Origin of the sequence: Bradyrhizobium sp. CCGB01 (assembly GCF_024199795.1) — a bacterium.
In the GTDB taxonomy this organism is placed as follows: Bacteria; Pseudomonadota; Alphaproteobacteria; order Rhizobiales; family Xanthobacteraceae; genus Bradyrhizobium.
Genome location: NZ_JANADK010000001.1, coordinates 7062051 through 7080599 on the forward strand (window position 1 = coordinate 7062051; position 18549 = coordinate 7080599).

The 18549-nt window shown below is 58.3% G+C and carries 18 protein-coding genes; 11 read left to right on the forward strand and 7 right to left on the reverse strand.

The window, feature by feature from the left end:
• Positions 1-91 precede the first annotated feature (91 nt).
• Positions 92-1039 carry a non-homologous end-joining DNA ligase gene (ligD, locus tag NLM25_RS33070; RefSeq protein WP_254121880.1) on the forward strand — a complete coding sequence of 316 codons (948 nt, stop codon included), beginning with the start codon at positions 92-94 and terminating at the stop codon, positions 1037-1039.
• Between the two features lie 31 nt (positions 1040-1070).
• Here ligD and NLM25_RS33075 read toward each other — a convergent pair whose 3' ends face one another.
• Positions 1071-1895 carry a ribonuclease HII gene (locus tag NLM25_RS33075; protein WP_254121882.1) on the reverse strand — a complete coding sequence of 275 codons (825 nt, stop codon included), beginning with the start codon at positions 1893-1895 and terminating at the stop codon, positions 1071-1073.
• A 254-nt stretch (positions 1896-2149) separates the two neighbouring features.
• Here NLM25_RS33075 and NLM25_RS33080 point away from each other — a divergent pair, with 254 nt between their 5' ends.
• Positions 2150-3253, forward strand: a complete 1104-nt coding sequence (locus NLM25_RS33080; protein ID WP_254121884.1) for a DNA topoisomerase IB — start codon at positions 2150-2152, stop codon at positions 3251-3253.
• A gap of 1853 nt (positions 3254-5106) precedes the next feature.
• On the opposite strand, the gene NLM25_RS33090 is transcribed toward NLM25_RS33080, so the two are convergent.
• On the reverse strand, positions 5107-6666 hold the full coding sequence (locus tag NLM25_RS33090; protein ID WP_254121888.1) for a hypothetical protein: 1560 nt from the start codon (positions 6664-6666) through the stop codon (positions 5107-5109).
• Between the two features lie 720 nt (positions 6667-7386).
• Between NLM25_RS33090 and NLM25_RS33095 the strand changes: the two genes are divergently transcribed.
• Positions 7387-7689: a hypothetical protein gene (locus NLM25_RS33095; RefSeq protein ID WP_254121890.1), complete on the forward strand. Its 303-nt coding sequence runs from the start codon at positions 7387-7389 to the stop codon at positions 7687-7689.
• A gap of 28 nt (positions 7690-7717) precedes the next feature.
• Here NLM25_RS33095 and NLM25_RS33100 read toward each other — a convergent pair whose 3' ends face one another.
• Positions 7718-7900, reverse strand: coding sequence for a cold-shock protein (locus tag NLM25_RS33100; RefSeq protein ID WP_254124540.1), 183 nt, complete (start codon positions 7898-7900; stop codon positions 7718-7720).
• Positions 7901-8155: 255 nt separating this feature from the next.
• Between NLM25_RS33100 and NLM25_RS33105 the strand changes: the two genes are divergently transcribed.
• Positions 8156-8362, forward strand: a complete 207-nt coding sequence (locus NLM25_RS33105; protein ID WP_254121891.1) for a hypothetical protein — start codon at positions 8156-8158, stop codon at positions 8360-8362.
• Positions 8363-9574: 1212 nt separating this feature from the next.
• Here NLM25_RS33105 and NLM25_RS33110 read toward each other — a convergent pair.
• Positions 9575-9784, reverse strand: coding sequence for a hypothetical protein (locus tag NLM25_RS33110; protein ID WP_254121893.1), 210 nt, complete (start codon positions 9782-9784; stop codon positions 9575-9577).
• A gap of 142 nt (positions 9785-9926) precedes the next feature.
• Here NLM25_RS33110 and NLM25_RS33115 point away from each other — a divergent pair, with 142 nt between their 5' ends.
• The 3 genes from NLM25_RS33115 (at position 9927) to NLM25_RS33125 (ending at position 12565) form a co-directional block, all read left to right on the forward strand.
• Positions 9927-10850: an arginase family protein gene (locus tag NLM25_RS33115; RefSeq protein WP_254139792.1), complete on the forward strand. Its 924-nt coding sequence runs from the start codon at positions 9927-9929 to the stop codon at positions 10848-10850.
• Between the two features lie 794 nt (positions 10851-11644).
• The gene (locus tag NLM25_RS33120; protein ID WP_254121896.1) at positions 11645-11848 is read left to right on the forward strand and encodes a hypothetical protein; all 204 of its coding nucleotides are present in this window, start codon (positions 11645-11647) and stop codon (positions 11846-11848) included.
• Positions 11849-12361: 513 nt separating this feature from the next.
• Positions 12362-12565, forward strand: a complete 204-nt coding sequence (locus tag NLM25_RS33125; RefSeq protein WP_254121898.1) for a hypothetical protein — start codon at positions 12362-12364, stop codon at positions 12563-12565.
• A 158-nt stretch (positions 12566-12723) separates the two neighbouring features.
• On the opposite strand, the gene NLM25_RS33130 is transcribed toward NLM25_RS33125, so the two are convergent.
• A complete protein-coding gene (locus NLM25_RS33130; RefSeq protein ID WP_254139793.1) occupies positions 12724-12945 on the reverse strand; it encodes a hypothetical protein in 222 nt (73 codons plus the stop codon).
• 529 nt (positions 12946-13474) lie between these two features.
• On the opposite strand from NLM25_RS33130, the gene NLM25_RS33135 reads away from it, so the two are divergent.
• The 3 genes from NLM25_RS33135 to NLM25_RS33145 all read left to right on the forward strand — a co-directional run bounded on the left by NLM25_RS33135 (position 13475) and on the right by NLM25_RS33145 (position 16954).
• Complete coding sequence (locus NLM25_RS33135; protein ID WP_254121902.1) at positions 13475-14446, forward strand: DUF418 domain-containing protein; 972 nt, start codon at positions 13475-13477, stop codon at positions 14444-14446.
• A 1091-nt stretch (positions 14447-15537) separates the two neighbouring features.
• Entirely contained in the window at positions 15538-16284 is a 747-nt protein-coding gene (locus NLM25_RS33140; RefSeq protein WP_254121904.1) for a C13 family peptidase, read from the forward strand.
• A gap of 253 nt (positions 16285-16537) precedes the next feature.
• Positions 16538-16954, forward strand: coding sequence for a hypothetical protein (locus NLM25_RS33145; RefSeq protein WP_254139794.1), 417 nt, complete (start codon positions 16538-16540; stop codon positions 16952-16954).
• A gap of 157 nt (positions 16955-17111) precedes the next feature.
• Here NLM25_RS33145 and NLM25_RS33150 read toward each other — a convergent pair whose 3' ends face one another.
• Positions 17112-17555 (reverse strand): ABC transporter substrate binding protein, encoded by a 444-nt coding sequence (locus NLM25_RS33150; RefSeq protein WP_309143658.1) that lies wholly within the window; start codon positions 17553-17555, stop codon positions 17112-17114.
• A 43-nt stretch (positions 17556-17598) separates the two neighbouring features.
• On the opposite strand from NLM25_RS33150, the gene NLM25_RS33155 reads away from it, so the two are divergent.
• Entirely contained in the window at positions 17599-18114 is a 516-nt protein-coding gene (locus NLM25_RS33155; protein WP_254121909.1) for an MBL fold metallo-hydrolase, read from the forward strand.
• A gap of 77 nt (positions 18115-18191) precedes the next feature.
• Here NLM25_RS33155 and NLM25_RS33160 read toward each other — a convergent pair whose 3' ends face one another.
• Complete coding sequence (locus tag NLM25_RS33160) at positions 18192-18428, reverse strand: hypothetical protein (protein WP_254121911.1); 237 nt, start codon at positions 18426-18428, stop codon at positions 18192-18194.
• Between the last annotated feature and the right edge of the window lie 121 nt (positions 18429-18549).

Below are 18549 nucleotides of genomic sequence, written 5' to 3' on the forward strand. Positions count from 1 at the left end.
CGATGCGGTTTCGGGCTCGGCCTTTCCTTGTCCGACGGAACTCACGATGCATCCTACACGTACTTGCCCACTGTTGTCCCGTCGTCCGGCCATGACCCGAAAATCCACGCTGCCTCATCGCCTGCAGCCCATGCTGGCCACGCTGACCGATTCACCGTTTGACGATCCCAATTGGGTCTTCGAGGACAAATTCGACGGTTTTCGTATGGTCGCGGAAATCCGCGGGAGCAGGGTCGCGCTCTATAGCCGCAACGGCAAAATCATCAGCCACTCCTATGTCGAGGTCGCGAAAGCACTTGAGGGCGTGATGGCCGACGCCGTGATCGATGGCGAGCTCGTCGCGATCGGGAAGGACGGCGTATCCCATTTCCAGTTGCTTCAAAACGCCCTGCGCCACGAGGCTAAGCTTTTGTACTGCGCGTTCGACCTCATGTTCGCAGACGGCGAGGACCTGCGTGCGCTGCCGCTCCTCGAGCGCAAGAAGCGGCTCAAGGCCATCCTGCCGCGCCACAAGCTGATCGCGTTCAGCAACCACCGCAAAGGCAGCGGCACAAAGTTCTTCGCAGAAGCAGAGCGGAGACATCTCGAAGGCATCATGGCCAAGCGTGCCGACAGCCCGTACGCGTCCGGGCGCCGGACCGCCGACTGGCTGAAGGTGAAGACCGCGCAGCGGCAGGAGCTAGTTATCGTCGGCTTCACGGCGCCGAGGCGAACCCGACCCTTCTTCGGAGCCCTCGTGCTGGCGGTACGCGAGGACGATGCGTGGCGGTACATCGGCCACGTAGGCACCGGCTTCAGCCACCAAGTTCTCGAAGAGCTTCACGGCAAGCTCGTGAGGCTCAAGACAGCCAAATCGCCCTTTCCTGCCAGGGTGAAGGATGAGCAGGTCACTACCTGGGTGCGTCCTTCGTTGGTCGCTGAAGTGAAGTTCGCGGAGTGGACCAGCAAGGGCGAGCTGCGTCAGCCGGTCTATCTCGGCCTGCGGTCCGACAAAAAGGCCAAGGATATCGTTCGCGAAAAGAGTCGGTCGCGAAAATAATTTCGCCGAGACGAAGCGTACGACCTGGAGTTCAGCAGGTTTCGCGCTCGGATGCTGAAGGCCACGGCGGCAGGGGCGGCAACCCGAGAGCCTTGCGTATAGGTCCGAACGACCGCCGGTGAGCTGCGCATGCGCCGAGCCTCGCGAGCGCCTCATAATGAGCCGGCACCGAGTAGCCCTTGTGATCCGCGAAGCCGTAGCCGGGGTGGCGCAAATCGAGCGTCCGCATGACGGCGTCGCGCTCGACTTTCGCGAGGATGGAGGCGGCGGCGATGCTGGCGGACTTGGCGTCGCCTTTAATGATGGCCTGCTGAGGGATGTCGATTTCCTTCAAGCGCTTCGCATCGATCAGCAAGTGCTGCGGCGTCAACCCTAGTCCCTGGACCGCACGCTGCATAGCCTGGATGCCTGCCCAATAGATGTTGATCGCGTCGATCTCCTCGACCTCGACGAACGCCACACACCAACTCTCTGCCTTTTCCTTGATCTCCTTCGCGAGTTCTTCGCGAGCTGCGGCGTCGAGTTTCTTCGAGTCGTCGATTCCGACTATCCGCGTGCCCGGTTTGAGAATCACGGCGCCAGCGGAGACGGGCCCGGCTAGAGGGCTCATCCCGGCCTCGTCCACGCCTGCCACTGCATGATGGCCGCTTTCCCAGAGAGATGTTTCGAAGCGGAGCATCTTGCGGAGACGCTGCCCTTCGGACCTATTTCCGAAACGCCGTTTGTCGATTGAAGCCAGGATGGCACGGGCTCCCGCGCGGCTGTCGGCCCGCAAGATCTCCTCGATGCTGGCCTCGAGCGGTCTTTTCTCGACGACATAGCGCTGACGCAATAGATCGAGTGAATACCGGGACATAGCGGCCTTGGTGGGGTCTGACTCTGGGGAGCGTGTCGATGAACTTTGTGGCAATTGTCTGAAGTTAAGCCATGCCCCCTCCTCGACTGCGCAGCGCTTGTCGAAAGGAACCACCGGCTCCCACCTGTGGTCCGGATGGTCTTCGCTGCATCTACACATCGCGTCCGCCGCCCCCAGAACGGAACCAACAGGTGCCTTCGTTCCTTTAGAGGGAGTGGGGCCTCAATCTCAAAGTGCTTCCGAGGGACAGGCCCATGCTCCGACAGACCGGCAACGAAGAACAGGTTCTAGACCGCACCGCCGAAGTGGCGGCCACCATCGCGGAAGAAGGGCTTCGGTACGTCAGCGACTCCGCCCCCGGCTACACGCGCAAGCGGACCGGGACCACCTTCAGTTACTACGACAAGGACGGAAAGCGCATCACCGACTCCGGCGTCATCCGGCGCATCAAGTCAATCGGCATCCCGCCGGCCTACGAATCCGTGTGGATCTGCCCCTCGGCCAACGGCCACATCCAGGCGACCGGGCTCGATGCGCGGGGCCGCAAGCAGTATCGCTACCACGCGAAATGGCGCGAGCTGCGCGACCAAAACAAGTACGAGCACATCATCCAGTTCGCAGTCGCGCTGCCCGCGCTACGCGACCGTGTCGCCGCCGACATGAAGGCGGACGGACTACCTCGCGAGAAGGTGCTGGCCACGATCGTCAGTCTTCTGGAGAAGACGCTAATCCGGGTCGGCAACGCCGAGTATGCCGAAACAAACAAGTCCTATGGGCTCACCACCATGCGCCGCAAGCATGTTGCGGTTGGCCGCGGCGTACTTCGGTTCGACTTCACGGGCAAGTCAGGCAAACAATGGAAGCTTCGCGTCGAGGACAAGCGGATAGCCGCGATCGTGAAGCGCTGCGCGGAGATCCCGGGACAAGAGCTCTTCAAATACCTCGACGACGACGGACAGCCCCGCACCGTCGATTCCGGCGACGTCAACGCCTACATCAAGGACATCACGGGCAAGGACTTCAGCGCCAAGGATTTCCGGACTTGGGCAGGGACGGTTCTGGCGGCGTTGGCGCTGGCCGAATTCAAGAAGTACGACAGCCAGGCCGAGGCCAAGCGCAACGTCGTGGCCGCGATCGAGAGCGTCTCGAAGCAGCTCGGCAATACGCCGGCCATCTGCCGCAAGTGCTACGTGCACCCGGAAGTCCTGAACGCCTACATGTCAGGTGACCTCGTGAAGATGATTGAAGCCAAAATCGCGCAGAAGTTCAAGCGCCAGTACGCCAAGCTCACTTCCGACGAGATTATGGTGCTGGCATTTCTTCGCAAGCGTCTCGATTTTCTGATTGCCCCCACCTAAGCCGTGGCTTCGGCGTCCTGATCGCCGACAGCCTTGCCGAACGAAGCCGGTCCCGCCCCTCGCACTAACCATGTGAAAAACTTCGGAACATCGCACAACGTGCGCAGTTTCAGGTTTTTGCAACAGGGTTGAGTGCTTGAGGCCAGGAAGTGCATATACCGCTTTCGCCTCGTCGACAGCGGCCTGCTGGGCTGGCTCGAACGCGGCGGGGTTTCCGTAAGAATACCCGCGCGCGAAGTTCGAGCATTGCCGTGAGAGGGCACACATGGCACGGCATGTCATTCCAACCCCTCCCGGCCGCCGATCCAATTGGGGATTTGAGCGCCGGGAGTGCTAGGCCCGCCAGCGCTCGAAGCTTCGCAGGAAACTCAACTGAGGCCGCCGGCTGAGGCTGTCTACCTCTGTTCGGTCCTCGCGAGGAACGCGAGTCTATCTAGTTGGCCGGCCAAACCCACAAAAGTTCGGGCGATATTTCTCATGACGGCGGCGCGATCCTTGGAAATGCCGCTCGCGCCAGAAAGTCTCTTGTAGCGGTCAGCATGTTCTCGGCACTCAGCAATGTCGATCACTTGCTCAGCCTTCCTGTTGCCCGCGCAGGACGGGGGATCGCCTTTCCCCACTGCCTTCCCTTTTCCCATGTTGGGCTCCTCAAATCAGGTTCGGACACTGAGTTAGATACGGACAGCGCCGGCTTGAGTTTCGAGAAGGAACCGCACGGAGGGCGTCTATGTGAACACCGCCCAACAGGTCGGCGACGTCGATCACTTCAAGGTCTTTGCCACGGCTGACGCCGCTCAGGCCTGGTTCGAGCAGATCCTAATGGCGACGCCGCCGAATACGATGTGATCAAGTGATGGAGCGGATAATCAGCGCCACGTTGTTGGTGGGTTCAGGGCCTTGCGACCCGCCGCTTTCAACGCGTCGGTTGAGAGCTGTCCATGTGCAGCGGCATCGAGGAGCTTCGAAGCAACGTACGCTCTGGCGCCCGTCTCGCTCACAGGAATATTTTCGCAAACTTCCTCAAGGACGGCCCTAAGGAGCGAAGTCGTTTCCGCACTGAACATGCACTAACCTCGAAAAAGAGAGGACATGAACACTGCGCGAGCGGAATATGTTCGCTCGGCAGCGTTTGTAATGCATTCCCATCTGGGCGCTGAAATCCCAGCCCCTCAACGCTGGCACACGCTCATCAAAGTTTTGTGACAGAGGCCGCCAGCGTGAAACCGGCGCCCCTCCTATCAGGTCCGAGCCATCGCCCGCCTTGAGTATTTACGATAACCTCTAGGCCCCGGCTCATCCCCCATTTGAGCTGGGGTCCTTTTCTTGCGGGACAAGGGATTAGGGGAAACGACAAGGGCGGGCAAATATTTGAGTCGTCGCTGGCTCGCCGCCAGAGCTGGCGGAGCGGCCCCGGCCAAAGTGTGGAATCTCAACAAGTCGTCCTTCGGGAGGCCAAGGCGGCTGATGGGTGGTTTGGCCTGTAGGCTACCCGCGGAAATCGGCATAGCTAGATAAGTAGCGCCGGTGGCCGAAAAGCGCCACAGCGCTTTAGTCGTGATCGGCAGCCTGCGTTCGGTTCACCCTTGGAACCAGACTCCGCAATGGCCCCTGCGCGGTTCAGCTAAGGGCCAAATCCGGACTGATGCGCGTACTAGTGACCGTATCATGAAGACATTGCCCGATCCACGCCCTTCAGAAGCCCCCGAAGTGGTAGTGCCTCCAGCTACGAGAGGGGCCACATAGAGGTTGGACCTTCAAGCGTTGAAGAAGGTCGCAAGTAGCCAAATCACGGTAATACCGATGCCCATTAGGGTGGCCTGTTAGATGAAGCCATGGTGATGAAGAGGGCGCTCTCAAACAAACAAAAAGTCATTCGCCATCATCAAGCCCGTGAAGTTTGCAAGCGTGACTTGATCAGCTCCAGCCATGATAATGGTGCTAGTTCCGCTTTGGGTGATGACAAGATCATCAAACGACTGCACGCCCGCAATATCAATGAAAGCTATCTTATCATCCTGACATTGGCTGAAATCCTGGATGACATTATTGGTTCCTACGGTCATTGAACCGTCGTCCTTGAATACAAACGTATCGGCACCTCCATGAGCATTGCCGCTCAGTTCACCATCTCCCCACATCTCATTGCTAACGGTGCAACCTTGCCCAGCCGTCCCCGCGTATAGGACATCGCTGCCGCCCTTCGCACGACCTGAAATTTGCGCCGCATCGCCCCATAAGAAATTGTCGACCCGGCCGCTATCAACGGCGTGGCCCCCGAGGATAAGATCATCACCTCCTTGGGTCGCCCCGCCCATGCTCTGTGCGTCGCCATAGAGCTGGTTTACAACATCAGTTGACGAGCTGTCGCCGCCGCTAAGACTATCGTTACCTCCGCTGGCAGCGTCGAGCATCGTAACAGCATCGCCGACGGCGAAGTTGTTGCTCCCCTGTAACGTCGCAAGGTCATCGCCGCCTTGCGCATGGCCGGACATTGCGGCGCCGGCGTCCCCGTAAAAAGACACTGCGGAGCCGCCCGCGTTTATGAAAGTATCGTTGCCGCCCTTGGCAGAGCCGGAGACGTCGCCCCCAGCATCGCCGTAGAAGGTCTTTGACATTATCGCCCCACCTGAGCCGGTAAAAGTGTCGTCGCCTCCTTCAGCATGGCCGGAAATGTTGCCTCCTGCATCACCGTAGAACACCTGCGTTGCGAACAAGGCCCCGTTGAAGGTGTCATTGCCACCTTTGCTGTGGCCGGTCATGTCACCGCCGGCATCTCCGTAGAACGTGTTGCCTGAGTCCGTTCTGGCTGTGAATGTGTCATCGCCGCCCTGGGCGTGGCCGGACATGTTGCTCCCGGTGTCCCCAAAAAAGATATTTGCAGCCTGCCTGGAGCCCTGGAAGCTGTCATTGCCACCCTTGCTGTGGCCAGACATGTCGCCGCCCGCATCGCCGTAAAAGGTGTGGGTGCCGCCCTGTACCGTCTGAGTTATAAAAGTATCGTCGCCGCCCTGAGCATGACCCGACATGGCGCCGCCGGCATCGCCGAAAAACGTGTTGATTTGCTGTCTGCCAGTCCCACTCAAGAACGTGTCGTTGCCGCCCTTACTGTGGTCCGACATGTCCGCGCCAGCGTCCCCGTATGCGGTGACACCACCCAATGGGAGTCCGTTGAACGTGTCATCCCCGCCCTGCGCAAAATCGAAAATGCTGCCAACCACGTCGCCATAAAATGTGTAATTGGAAAGTCCGATTTCATCGAAGGTGTCGTTCCCTCCCTTCGAAAAGTCAAACATGCTACCACCAGCATCACCGAATAGGGTCGGTGCGTCAGGGTTGCCTATCAGGTTGTCGTCGGTGCCAAATTGACGATTGACTAGGTCACCCGGAGTAAGCGGAACAGGCTGCCTGCGCATTGGAAATCCTCCTCGGCTGCACGCAACACAATCTTAGGATGTTTTTCCGGCCGCCAACCAAACTATAAGTGGGTATATCTTTCGGCCACACGTCCTGGAGATCGTGCGGGTGCAGCAGGAAACGAAAGTGGACGTTGCGCCATTTGGGTAGGCTCTGGCGTCACCGGTCAGGGACATGACAATGCCCTCGATCAGTTTGGTCCGTCTCACGCCAGGGGCAGCCGGCACGTACGCCAAAGTCGTCAAGCACCAAGTAAATGTCGCGGTCCGGCGATCGGCCAGCACGATCGAGGGCGACGAACGCATACGTTCATTCGATACTATCGATGGCGAAATGGCGACCGGCGTCGGGACCTATTGCTAGAGCTGCTTCTGCGCGGCTTTCACTGAGAAACTCAACACGGAATGGGGCACGCGATTATTTTCCGAAGTTTGTCCGGTTTTGCAGGTTCAGAGGGCGACCCACTTGGCCGTGCTTCCGGCACGGGGGTGGCCCGTTTTTATTGCGGATCGCTTTTCCATTCGGCGCCTGGGATGGCACTCGGTGCCACGACTGATTTGAGCACGATTGTCGAGCCACGTAATGAACCATTGCGGCGGCCCTTCGGGCGGTCTCTTTGCATGAGGTGCGGTGCGAAATTGATTTTTTGCTGGCTTTTCCCGCACGAAGAGTCCAGACTCGCTGACATTGAGAACTGAATTTTTTTCAAGGATATTGCGATGGGAAAGCCTACCGTTTCCCGTGATGCCTTTCGGGGTTTTTTCGCTTTCTATGCGGCGAAGGCTCATCACGACCACAAATCCGATGGCGAACATTGCCTTCTGAAGCTCTTCGGATCTGCGGATATTCCCGATAGTTTACTGCTGCAGTGGTCGGACAGAGTTGAACTGCTCGGCTCCGAAACCGTTGGCCGCTTAATAGAGCCGCGCGCCCGTCAAATCACCGATGGCAACGCGCGATACGACCATGCCAGCGACTTTCTCCACGCACTCCTGAGAGATCTCGGTCGAAAAACGCAGTGAGCAAAACGGCATATTGTCGGGGTAGCCGTCAGACGCGCAGATTTTCCGCGCTGCTCTTGCCGCGCTTGCGGTCAAGTTGGACCTCATAAGAGACCTTCTGCCCCTCGGCCAGGCCCGATAAGCCGGCGCGCTCCACTGCGCTGATATGAACGAAAACATCCTGGCCGCCGTCATCCGGCTGGATGAAACCAAATCCCGATGAGTGAGTGATGACAGGCGATGACTACGAGACTTGTGAAGCAGTTCACAGATCGGGACAGCAAAGCGCACTACGGTGAACGACAACGAAGGGCGTCGTCCTTTTCTGTCGTCTAAGTCCGTCAGAATTAGATGGGGCGCGGCAGCCGGATATGTCGGCTTCGCGAAGTTAGTCCGCGCCAGCGACGTCGTGGAATGACGCCTCGGGATTGCCTCACCCCACAAGCAAAAAAGTGGAACGGTTGGTATTCGCCGCAGGAAGACGACGATGATTGACGACCATTTGGCGTGTGCACATCGCAACAATATCCAACGTTATCGCCTCTTATTACAAACCACCCTGACAGAATTCGAGCGTCAGTTTGTCGAAAGGCGCTTGAGCGAAGAGCAATCGAGGCTGGAGATGCTCGTCCGGTCGGACTCAAACGAAGTGCACCGCGACCAGTCAACTGGCCCAGATAACCGCCTCGGCTAGGTCACAGGACGCGTTCCCTCGGCGGCCGCTCGTATCGGGCACTCCGCATGAACTCCGTCGTTGCTGCGCCCGGCGTCCTTGGAGGAGTCACGCGCCGTCCGGTAAGCGGCGCGTGGGCTTGGATCGCGTCTAGTGCTGAAGCGGCTCCTAAGCCGCCGGCTCGGTCAAGGCAGCAAGGCGGAGATCGGCCGCGTTTGCAACCTTGGGGAAAACTCACCATTGGTCAGCGGGGCTGCATTTTTCGAATCGACGCTGCGTGCACGCTCCTTGATGGTTAGGAGTTTAGGGTGCAGAGGTGAGCCAGTTCTTGTCCGTGCTGATGCTTCTAACGACCGTGTTGCTCACGGTCTGTTTTGGAGTGGCGGCTTGGCGCATCTCCGATGAGAAGGGGGTAGAAATCGCCGGCCAAATCCCACACCAGTCCTACCGCTCGAGGCCGACGACACAATAGGAACGTTTTTGCCGCGAAAGAGTCCGATGGCGACAATCCGCGCTTCGAGCGATGGACAAAACGATTGCCAAGGCGATCTCAGTATTCATCGTCGTCTTCGGCGTCGGGATCCTTGTGGTCGGCATTGGCTCGAGCTCGCCCGCCTTATGGACTTGTGTTGCCATCACTCTCATCGCGATTGGGCTCGTAAGTGCTTTCGGCGACTGCTAATGATAAGTCCACATTGTAGGGACCAGGACTTGGAACAAAGCTCATGGCCTCGATTGCCGTTCCATGAAATGGATCTTCGTCACGCAACCGCCGCCCGCGCGCTCTTGCGTTGACGGTCCGTCTTTTAGCCTGAAACGAATTTGCCGTGCCTTTAAAGAACCCTGACGCCATCGCTTCCGTCGTATCGGCCCTCAGGCTCGTCTACGGGGACGGAGCCGCGCGGACCATGCTCCTGGAGGGTATGAGCCTTGCCACGCTGAAGGACACGATGTTCTCCGCGCCGATAGCACATCGCGATGCCGTTCGATACATTGCGAACGCCTTAGACGACTTCGCAATCGCACCAGAACTTGGCCCGGTCTGGCACCTTCGCTATCTATACGACGACCAGCCCGGCTCATTTCGCGTCATTGATATGGAAATAGCCACACCGGCCGGTACGCTATCCAGCAACGACCTTTGGCTTCGGCTACCCGTCTAACTACCTTCCAACCTCGGTACGTGACCCGATCGTTAGCGAGGGTCCGTGCGTTGCCCTTGTCCCCGTCCGCTTAGCCGACCGGCCCCGGAAGCGTTTGTAGTCCCGCCTCAATGGCCGCAATGTCCCGCTCGATTTGAGCGATCGACGACCGGAAATCGAAGCCTGTTCTGGCCGTGAGGTCGATCACTAGGTTCCGGCGGTGCATCCTTAAGCCCTCGAGAGACTGGTGGTCCTTGAGCCTGGCGTAGCCGTCCACAATCAATTCAATCGCACTCGACATCACCCTACCCCACAATCAAATTGTCATTTGAAATAGTGTCTCCGGACGATATCGGCCGCGAGCACGAGCCCTACGGCGCGATCGGAACCCGGTCGAGCGACCCAGGTTGAAAGGAACGGGTAGACACTCCCGGAGACTTGTAATGCACACCGACAGGGCGACTTTTCTGGGCGTTGAGGCTTGTGACTTGACCACCACCCTGCCTGCAGCCGATGTCATCTTGTTCGGCGCTTCCGATGCCACCCCGTACGTTGTAGGTCAGACCAGCCATGCCGCCAAAGCGCCGGACTTCATTCGTCGCGCTCTGAGTCATTATGAGAGCGATCTCACCCGCTGGGACTTCGATCAAGAAGCGGAGCTGCTCGCTCCAACCAAATTGAGGGTGCTGGATGGTGGAAACTTGGTGACAGATCCCACGACGCCTGAGAGCAACCGCGATGTCATCAGAACCACCACGCAAGCAGTCCTTTCGGCCGGCGCGATTCCGATCTTGCTAGGCGGGGATGACTCGGTTCCGATACCCTTCTTCGAAGCATTCCGCAAAAGCAAAGGGCTGACGATCTTGCAGATTGATGCCCATCTTGATTGGCGCGATCAGCGAAACGGATCGGGGTATACATTCTCGAGCACAATGCGACGAGCCAGCGAATTGCCCTGGGTCAGACGCATCGTGCAGGTTGGTTTACGCGGCATTGGCGGCTCCGGTCGTACCGAGTATGACTATGCAAAGGCGTGGGGCGCGAAGATCGTCACCGCGAGAGATCTTCGGCTTCACGGGATCGCGAGCGTTCTTGAAGAGATAGAGGACGATAGCGAGTGCTTGATTACCATTGATTGCGACGGTCTCGACCCATCAGTCATCCCAGGCGTGCTTATACCGCAGCCGGGCGGACTGTCCTATTTTGAGGTTGTCGATCTCATGCGGGGTGTCGCGTCGAAGTGCAGAATCGTTGGGCTGGACATCGTTGAGTTCGTCCCCGAGCGCGACGTGCAAAATCTAGGGGCGATTGCTGTCTCGCGGATTCTCTGCAGTGGGCTAGGTTGCATTCGAAAACGAGCCGTATAGCCGCTACTTCTGCCGCCATGCGCAGTTGCAACTGCCGGAAAGCCTGAAGGGTGAGGTGCCGTAATCTGCCTCTGCGAATGTCCTAATTAGGACAGCCCCCTGCGAAAGAGTCGCATATCGAACAGACCGTTGCGAACCTCTCAGGCAAACTGACCTAATCCGGGATTTTGCCAAACTCTCCCCGGGGCTGGAACGACGTCGCCCGCCCATTTTCGGGCGGGCGACATTGTGTGATTGCGATTAGAGGACAGGATTATGCCTAAGGAAAATTGCTTGATCGTTCGTGCTGCCGGACGACAATTGGACCTGCTACGCGGTGAAGCTTCCCGCATCGCAAAAGGAGCTAAAGCCGATTGGTGGATTGATCGCGCAGAGGTCGGAGCGCGCTTTTGCTTCGAAGCTGCTGAGGCGAAAGAGTCATTCGCGCTCGCTTGCGATAGCTTCGGAATTCCGTGCCGAGACGGTTGATCTACCTCGCCGCCCCTTGTCAATGGCCGCCAATTGAGGCGGCCTTACCCTCTTGGAAATCTAGGGGCACCGATTCACATTTGTTATAGAAGGAATTTGTTAACCGGGACAAAGTGGCAAAACCGGGCTGGCTAAGGATTTCATTTCGGAATTATTGAAACCCGGAAGCGCGAGGGGGGCCGCTGTGTAGGACAGCGGCCCCTTGCTGTCCCTACTTGACCCCAAGCGTCCTGGTTCGCAATATCCTAATTAACCTGGGTTAATGCAACCGTGTGCCGCCAATCCTAAAATACCGCTGTATCGACATTCGACATGGTGCACGAGCCATGACCAAGCGGCGACGCAGACTCAAACAAACCGACAGCCTCGAAGAACGTCTTTCGGCAGAGGCCGAACGTTTGCGGGAGCAGGCCAAGCGCCTCAAGCCTGGGATGGATCGCGAGGTCTTACTGCGCAAGGCTCGGCAGTACGAGACTAGCTTTCACATGAGCGAGTGGCTGCGTTCACCTGGACTGCAGCCGCCGAAGTAAAGCCATGATCCAAGACCCTCAGGTCGAGACCTACTCGTTCCAAGCGCGGGTTTGCCTTGGCATCGCCGCCATTGGCTTCGTAATCTTCGTCGCCGGGTTGCTTATGAGCGTCTTCTAGTAAAGCCGGTGTCGTTGGCGGCCTCTTTCAGCCGGATGCGCTGACTTTTCCGAGTGCCTGTTGAACAGTACCCGATTTGAAGACGTGCACGGTGGAACCGCGCATTGTCGACTGGATTGTGTGTGCGGTGACTGCCTCTGTCCCACAAGGCAACGCCTGTCCGGAGCCCCAGCATCATCAAGCCCCCCGGCCCGATGCTGGGGCCCACAGACGGATGTCCAGGCGGACGCGCATAATTCATCTTCAAAATTTGCTTCGGGATCTGGGAGCCAGGAACCTGCGGAAAACCATCGCGTTTCTTCGTCGCCAACGTCACGATTGGCAGCATTGACTGGTCCCGGCGGAAGACTTCTCCCCATGCGGTCCGCTGGGGCCACTTCTTCAGGGAGGAATGCATGAGCGGCAAGCGACGTCGTTTCAAGCAAACCGTGAGCCTGGAAGAGAGGCTTGCGGTGGGAGCAAGATTGCTGCGTGAGCGAGCTATGACTTTACCACCCGGTCCCGACCGGGAAGCCTTGTTGAGGAAGGCAAAGGAGATCGAGATGACGGGCAACGTTTCGCATTGGCTGAGCTCGCATCCGCTGTCGTCTTTAGAGTAATCTGAAGCGGTCGGTTCACAGAGCTGACACTCAGACCAATGCGGAGCCGCGCCGCCTACGAGCAGACCCTTGGAATGCTTCCGGAGATGTGCCCGCGATCTTGGAGCCGCAGCCGCCCTCAGCGAGGCGAGATTCCCGACGCACATGCCGCCGCCGCCTTAGCGTTTTTTCTTTGTCTTGTTTTTCTTCTCGACCCGTACGCCTTTGAATTTTTTGGCAGCTGTCTTCGCCGATTTCGGCTTCTTCACAGCCATGAACTCGCCGGACGACCGGTCGCGCTTGGTGTAGCCGGTAACGCCGCCAATGGTTGTTTTGGTCTGCAAGCGCTTCTTCACGGCGCCCTTGCGGGCATTGTCGCCGGTCGGTTTATTGACTGCCATGCTTCCTCCGCTGGTTGCCTCTCAGCTTAAAGAGCGCAAGCGCACAAGCAGTTCCAACCGCAAGAACTAATCTAGCCAATTCAAATTGAATCCCGGCTGTTGCGTGGAGTTGCGTATGCGTCAATCCGGCTGGCCCCCCTCAATCGTCCCGGCTAATGCCCCACGGTGTATCTCGTGGCAGATGATTTCGGGCGCGCAGGTAGCGCCTGGCGCGAAACCGACATGGAGGCGGCGGATCTCGAGACCGTCATTCAGGATCTGCTCGCTGGCGAGTATAGACGGCCGATCAGGGTTATCGCGTTCAACACGTCGGAGCGCTGGTCAGAAGACGTCTCCGAGGACGTTGCGCGCGAGATCCAGCACCGGTGCATCTGCAACTCACCGACATTCCTTCACACCTGCAGGAATTCGTCGATCGCTACGGACACCCGTCAATACAGCCTGCGCTTGGTCTGGCCGTGGCATTCCAGCGAAAAAGCCCGAAGCCCTGGGCATCAAGGCGTCCTTCCCCGGCTTAATCGAACCGGCCTTGGCATCTTCGATCGACCGTGTGCCGTCCGGCGAACGCTGGATTCACGAGATCAAATTCGACCGCTACCGCGTCCAGCTGCATCTAGTTAACGAAGCCATCACCGTATTCACCCGCCGTGGGCACGACTGGACCAAGCACTTCAAGAAGATCGCCAACGACGCCTGGCACATCAAGGCGAGCCCGGCCATCATCGATGGCGAAATCGTTGTGCCCGCCGCGGACGGTACAACCGGTTACCCGGTACTCATCAAGGAGCTGCGGGGCAACTTGAACAAGATCGTCTTCGTTGCGTTCGATCTCCTCTATCTCAACGGAATGGACCTCCGGAAAATCCCCTTGCTCGAGCGCAAGAGCGCGCCGAAGAACATCGTCGCCGGCAGCGACGTCCAGTTTAGCGAAAGCTTCGAGATCGACGGTCGCGCGATGTTCACGCACGCCTGCAAAATTGGGCTCGAAGGCGTGGTCTCAAAAGTGCGCGACAGCATCTACGCCAGCGCGCGCGGCAACAACTGGGTCAAAAAGACATGCGCCCAACGAGAGACTTTCACGATTGCCGGCTTCGCACTCGATGACGGAAAATGGGACGGTATATATCTGGCCTGGCGGAAGGGTAACGAACTGACCTATGCCGGCAAGGTTGATCACGGCTTTGACAAAACATCGGAAGCCGAACTCCGCACTAGGTTGCAGCCGCTGGTACGAAAGACACAACCTCATAGCAAACGCATCGCCCACAATGGCATTTGGTTGGATTTTCTATGCGGCTTGGGCCTGTTCGGGCACTTCGGCGCGGCCGAGGCGCTGGCCATCGGGCTTGCCGTGTACGTCTGCCAGGTATTCTTCAGCGCTGGGTGGCTGAGGCACTATCGATATGGTCTGGTCGAACGGTTGTGGCGAACGCTCATGTACGGCACGCAGCAGCCGATGTCTTTGAAAGGACCCGCTCGCGCGGAATACCGCCTCGCCTAGTCGGCGATGAAAGAGGCCCCAATTGAGGCGGTCTACTAGAAGACGCTCATAAGCAACCCAGCGAGGAAGATTACGGAGCCGACGGCGGCGATGCCAAGGTAAACCCGCGCTTGGAACGAGTAGGTCTCGACCTGAGGGTCTTGGACCATGACCTTACTTCGGCGGCTGCAATCCGGGTGAACACAGCCACTCGCTCATGCGAGACGAGCCAGGAACACTGTAGCTTTTGCCAAGTTTTCCCGATGCCCTCAAGCTCGTGAGGGCAAACTTGGAGGCCCCGGCTCATTGCCCCCCTTTGGGCTGGGGCCTTTTTTAGTCAAGCCTAGTTGACCAACCTGTTGGGCTAGGCGTTATCCCTCCCTCGAAATCCAGCGGCTGATCTGAAACCCCGCTCTTCCCTAGTCTTGGGCATGACCGCCCTCACCCGCCGCCGCAGCGAGGATTCGCACTAGGAGACTTGGCACATCTATTTCAAAGACGTCCACGTCGGCACCATTGGCACGCGCGCCGGCGTACCGACCACCGGCGATCAGTGGGGCTGGCGCGTCGGCTTATATCCCGGCCTTCACCCGGGCCAGCACAGCGATGGAACGGCCGAGACTTTCGAACTCGCTCGGGCCGCCTTCGACGCTGCTTGGACCGACTTGCTCCCGACCGTTCCGGATGACGCCTTTGCCAAGTGGCGCCACGATCGCGATTGGCGCGCCGATATGGCGGCCAGGCGCGCACGGGGCGAGAAGCTCGACAGCGAGATCAGAAACACGCTGATGCGCTGCGTCTGCGGGACCACATTCGACAGTTGGAATCCGGCGGAGAGCTACCCGCACCGCGGACATATTTACGCCGCGCAGGCAGGAAAGGTTCGCTGGTGAAGCACGTCAAAGTCGCCCTTACGCGGAACGCGCTCGCAATAGCAGAACAAATTGACGTCTGAACTATTGGGGCGGAACGGACATGCTCTGCCCGTCCCTTTCGGGGGCTTCGGGCCATATCCGCGCACGTGCCATTCCGAAGGATGGAAATTCACTGGCTTTCCGCTATTTTGTGTTGAGCCGCAGTTCTGTGGCGGCGATCTCGAAACGAGGTTCGCGATGACCTCCAGGTCCTCGATCAGGCGGTTCGGCGCGCCGCTCGTCGCTTTTTTTCTGACCATCTGGCCGTTGGTTCCTCCGGTACATGCTATTGAGGGCGCTGGAAAGGTTGGCGTGGTGTCCTTTGGCCTGTACGGGGATCAAGGCGTGTTCAGATCCGAGGCGACCGGCGCGGCTCAGGTCGTGGCCGGCCGTTTCGAGACTGGACCAATCAACGTGGAGTACAATTCCAAGAAAGGGGGAAGTGCAACGATCGAAGCTCTGACCAAGTCGTTGCAGACGGCAGCCAGCCGCTTGGATCCCGAGAAAGATGTTCTCTTTTTGATTCTCACCTCGCATGGTTCTCCTGATGGCCTTGCAATCAAGGCGGGGCGGCTCACAGAAACGCTCACACCATCTCGTCTCCGCGATATGCTCGCGAAGACAGGTGTGCGACACAAGGTGGTGGTCATCTCGGCTTGTTATTCCGGGGTTTTTATCCCGCGCCTGGCGACTCCCGATGTGTTGGTCATCACCGCGGCCGATGACAAGCATCCGTCGTTCGGCTGCCAGGACAAGGCCAAGTGGACCTATTTTGGCGACGCGTTTTTCAACGTCGCGCTCCGGAAAGCCGTCAGCCTGAAGGATGCGTTTCTCGATGCGCGCTCACTCGTCCGGAAGCGAGAACTGCGGGAACGTTTCGAGCCGTCGAATCCGCTCATGGCCGGCGGTGCAGACGTGCTGCCGTTGCTTGTCGGACGCCCTTGAACAACCGGCCGCGAGCGCAGAGGCTATTACGCGCGGGCGCATCGCCGTTTCCGGTTACCCCCGATTATGCAGACTGTTTGGCGGTCCCCTCGGACTTCGCATTTGGGCCAAGAGGCGAAATTGACTCGGCGTCACGCAAAAAAGCAATATCCTGCCGAGGAAGTGATCGGCACCTCTAACGGCGTGCACTTCTGGCTGAACCTTCGCGCGGTTCCGACGACCCACGCAAATGGGCTGGGAAACGGAGGTTTCCATGACCAGTTCCAATGGACGCCCGGCGCATCTTTATCGATTGACGATAGCGCGCACGGTGGGATTGTGTACGGTCGCATTTTTCGGCATCAACACAGCCTATTCACATGACCTGATGCGACCAGAACTGAACGCTTGGTTCAAAAGTCTCAAGAACAAGGCAGGTGAGTCGTGCTGTGATGGTGGGGACGGCCAATATGCGGTGGCCGAGTGGGATATGGCAAAAAATGGCTATAGAGTCCTTCTGAAGCATCCGCATCGGCCAAACGAACCCGGGCAATGGTTTGACGTGCCAAACTCTGTCGTGCTCAACCGGCAGAACCTCAGCGGCAGGGCGATGGTTTGGTGGTGGCCGTCCTACGCCGACGGAAGAATGACTCCTCTGTGGCGCTGCTTCATTCCCGGACCGGAGGGATGATTCTTCCCTGGCAAAACAATAAGCCACCCGTAGCCCGCCATGGGTCATAAGCGGCGGTGGACGCCGGGGCCGCCCAGCGTCTCGTCTACCTCCCACAGCCGACATCTTAATGGTTTGAGCGTTGTTCGGCTTGGGGCCAAAACCGAAGTGACAAGCCTTATTCAATCACCTCGTCCGCGCGCGTGAGAACGTTCGCCGGGATTTCGATACCGAGCGCTTTCGCGGTCTTGAGATTAATGACAAGCAGGTATTTGGTGGCCTGCTCAATAGGAAGCTCGGCCGCTTTGGCGCCCTTCAGCATTCGGTCGGCATAGTGTGCCCCGATTCGAGACAAGGCAAGAAAGTCCGGCCGTAGGAAATCAGTCCACCCGCTCGCGCAAAGGCCGGGGTCGAAGGAGATCGATGGTAAGCCGGCCTTTACCGCGAGATCGGGTACACGGTTCGACGGAACGGAAAATATTGGGTCACTAAATATGTCCAGGGCCTCTGCTTTCTGGGTTTTTGCAGCGGCAATGGCGCGAGGCACTTCTCCCGCTTCGCGCAAATCAAATACGTCTAGCTGAAAGCCGAGCTTCGTGCCGCAGTTGGTATCTCCGGAAATACCAGCCGATGCATCTCATTTAAGGTGTTGAGGAACACTGCGAATGCGCGATGAAAAGAAGCCCGATCCCAGGGCGATGCTTTTTCCGCATGAGGTGGTGTCCGCTGGAGTTGTGATGCAGGACGACCAGGTAAAGGTCTCATGCGTGTTGGCAGACCATCCTCCGCTTCCAGTTGCGTTGTCATATCGTTTTGACACGGCTGATCGTTCGGTCGTTTTCTCAGGGAATACCCGAAAGACCGACGCTCTGATCGATCTTGCCAAGGGCGCCGACATATTCGTATGCGAGGCGCAGTATCTCCCGGGAACGCGCAAGGTGCTCGACCAAGCTGTGCAGGCCGGCAGGTTCGACAAGGATACTGCGGCTGATCTTTTCAAGAGCATTTCAGGGAACGCTCTCACCGTCGAACAGGCGGGCGAAGTCGCTCAAGCCGCGGGCGTCAAAACACTGGTCCTAAGTCATTTTGTCCCTGCTGTGGCCGACCAGGTTTTCGTGGATGAGGCTCGTAAAACGTTCTCTGGCGATATTATAGCTGGGCGAGACCTGCTCGAACTCTAGTCGTGTTCGTGGGCTCAATGTCCACTATGGGTCAAAAGCCGCGCAAACCTTGCTCAAGAAGTTCTCGCGATCGATCTTCAGTGCCTCCGGAAAACGTATCGATGTTTTAATCTTGCGGTTGTCGTCCGAGCGGCATACTCGATGCGATCTATGTCGGCGTTATCGGCCGCAGTAACGTCCAAACGCCAATTCATGTCGTTCGGATAACCTTCGTCGCATTCGATTTCGACCGCGATGACCAATTCGCCCCCCGGAAAGCTCCGGATCTCCTGCAGTGCGATCAGCTCCAGATCTTTCCTTGACACGCTGATCATTGCGAGGCTCCGCCGCCACTTCCTCTGACAACACGTTGTGTTATTGCCTCGTTCCTAAAGCTCGAGACGAACTGCAGTCTTGTCGCACACGGAAAGGCACAGAAGACCCCGTCAGTTTTAG

Bases quoted from the DNA above. Each gene is read 5' to 3' on its own strand.
- ligD (WP_254121880.1), top strand. From the start codon at position 92: ATGACCCGAAAATCCACGCTGCCTCATCGCCTGCAGCCCATGCTGGCC.
- NLM25_RS33075 (WP_254121882.1), bottom strand. From the start codon at position 1,895: ATGTCCCGGTATTCACTCGATCTATTGCGTCAGCGCTATGTCGTCGAG.
- NLM25_RS33080 (WP_254121884.1), top strand. From the start codon at position 2,150: ATGCTCCGACAGACCGGCAACGAAGAACAGGTTCTAGACCGCACCGCC.
- NLM25_RS33090 (WP_254121888.1), bottom strand. From the start codon at position 6,666: ATGCGCAGGCAGCCTGTTCCGCTTACTCCGGGTGACCTAGTCAATCGT.
- NLM25_RS33095 (WP_254121890.1), top strand. From the start codon at position 7,387: ATGGGAAAGCCTACCGTTTCCCGTGATGCCTTTCGGGGTTTTTTCGCT.
- NLM25_RS33105 (WP_254121891.1), top strand. From the start codon at position 8,156: ATGATTGACGACCATTTGGCGTGTGCACATCGCAACAATATCCAACGT.
- NLM25_RS33110 (WP_254121893.1), bottom strand. From the start codon at position 9,784: ATGTCGAGTGCGATTGAATTGATTGTGGACGGCTACGCCAGGCTCAAG.
- NLM25_RS33115 (WP_254139792.1), top strand. From the start codon at position 9,927: ATGCACACCGACAGGGCGACTTTTCTGGGCGTTGAGGCTTGTGACTTG.
- NLM25_RS33120 (WP_254121896.1), top strand. From the start codon at position 11,645: ATGACCAAGCGGCGACGCAGACTCAAACAAACCGACAGCCTCGAAGAA.
- NLM25_RS33125 (WP_254121898.1), top strand. From the start codon at position 12,362: ATGAGCGGCAAGCGACGTCGTTTCAAGCAAACCGTGAGCCTGGAAGAG.
- NLM25_RS33130 (WP_254139793.1), bottom strand. From the start codon at position 12,945: ATGGCAGTCAATAAACCGACCGGCGACAATGCCCGCAAGGGCGCCGTG.
- NLM25_RS33140 (WP_254121904.1), top strand. From the start codon at position 15,538: ATGACCTCCAGGTCCTCGATCAGGCGGTTCGGCGCGCCGCTCGTCGCT.
- NLM25_RS33145 (WP_254139794.1), top strand. From the start codon at position 16,538: ATGACCAGTTCCAATGGACGCCCGGCGCATCTTTATCGATTGACGATA.
- NLM25_RS33155 (WP_254121909.1), top strand. From the start codon at position 17,599: ATGCGCGATGAAAAGAAGCCCGATCCCAGGGCGATGCTTTTTCCGCAT.
- NLM25_RS33160 (WP_254121911.1), bottom strand. From the start codon at position 18,428: ATGATCAGCGTGTCAAGGAAAGATCTGGAGCTGATCGCACTGCAGGAG.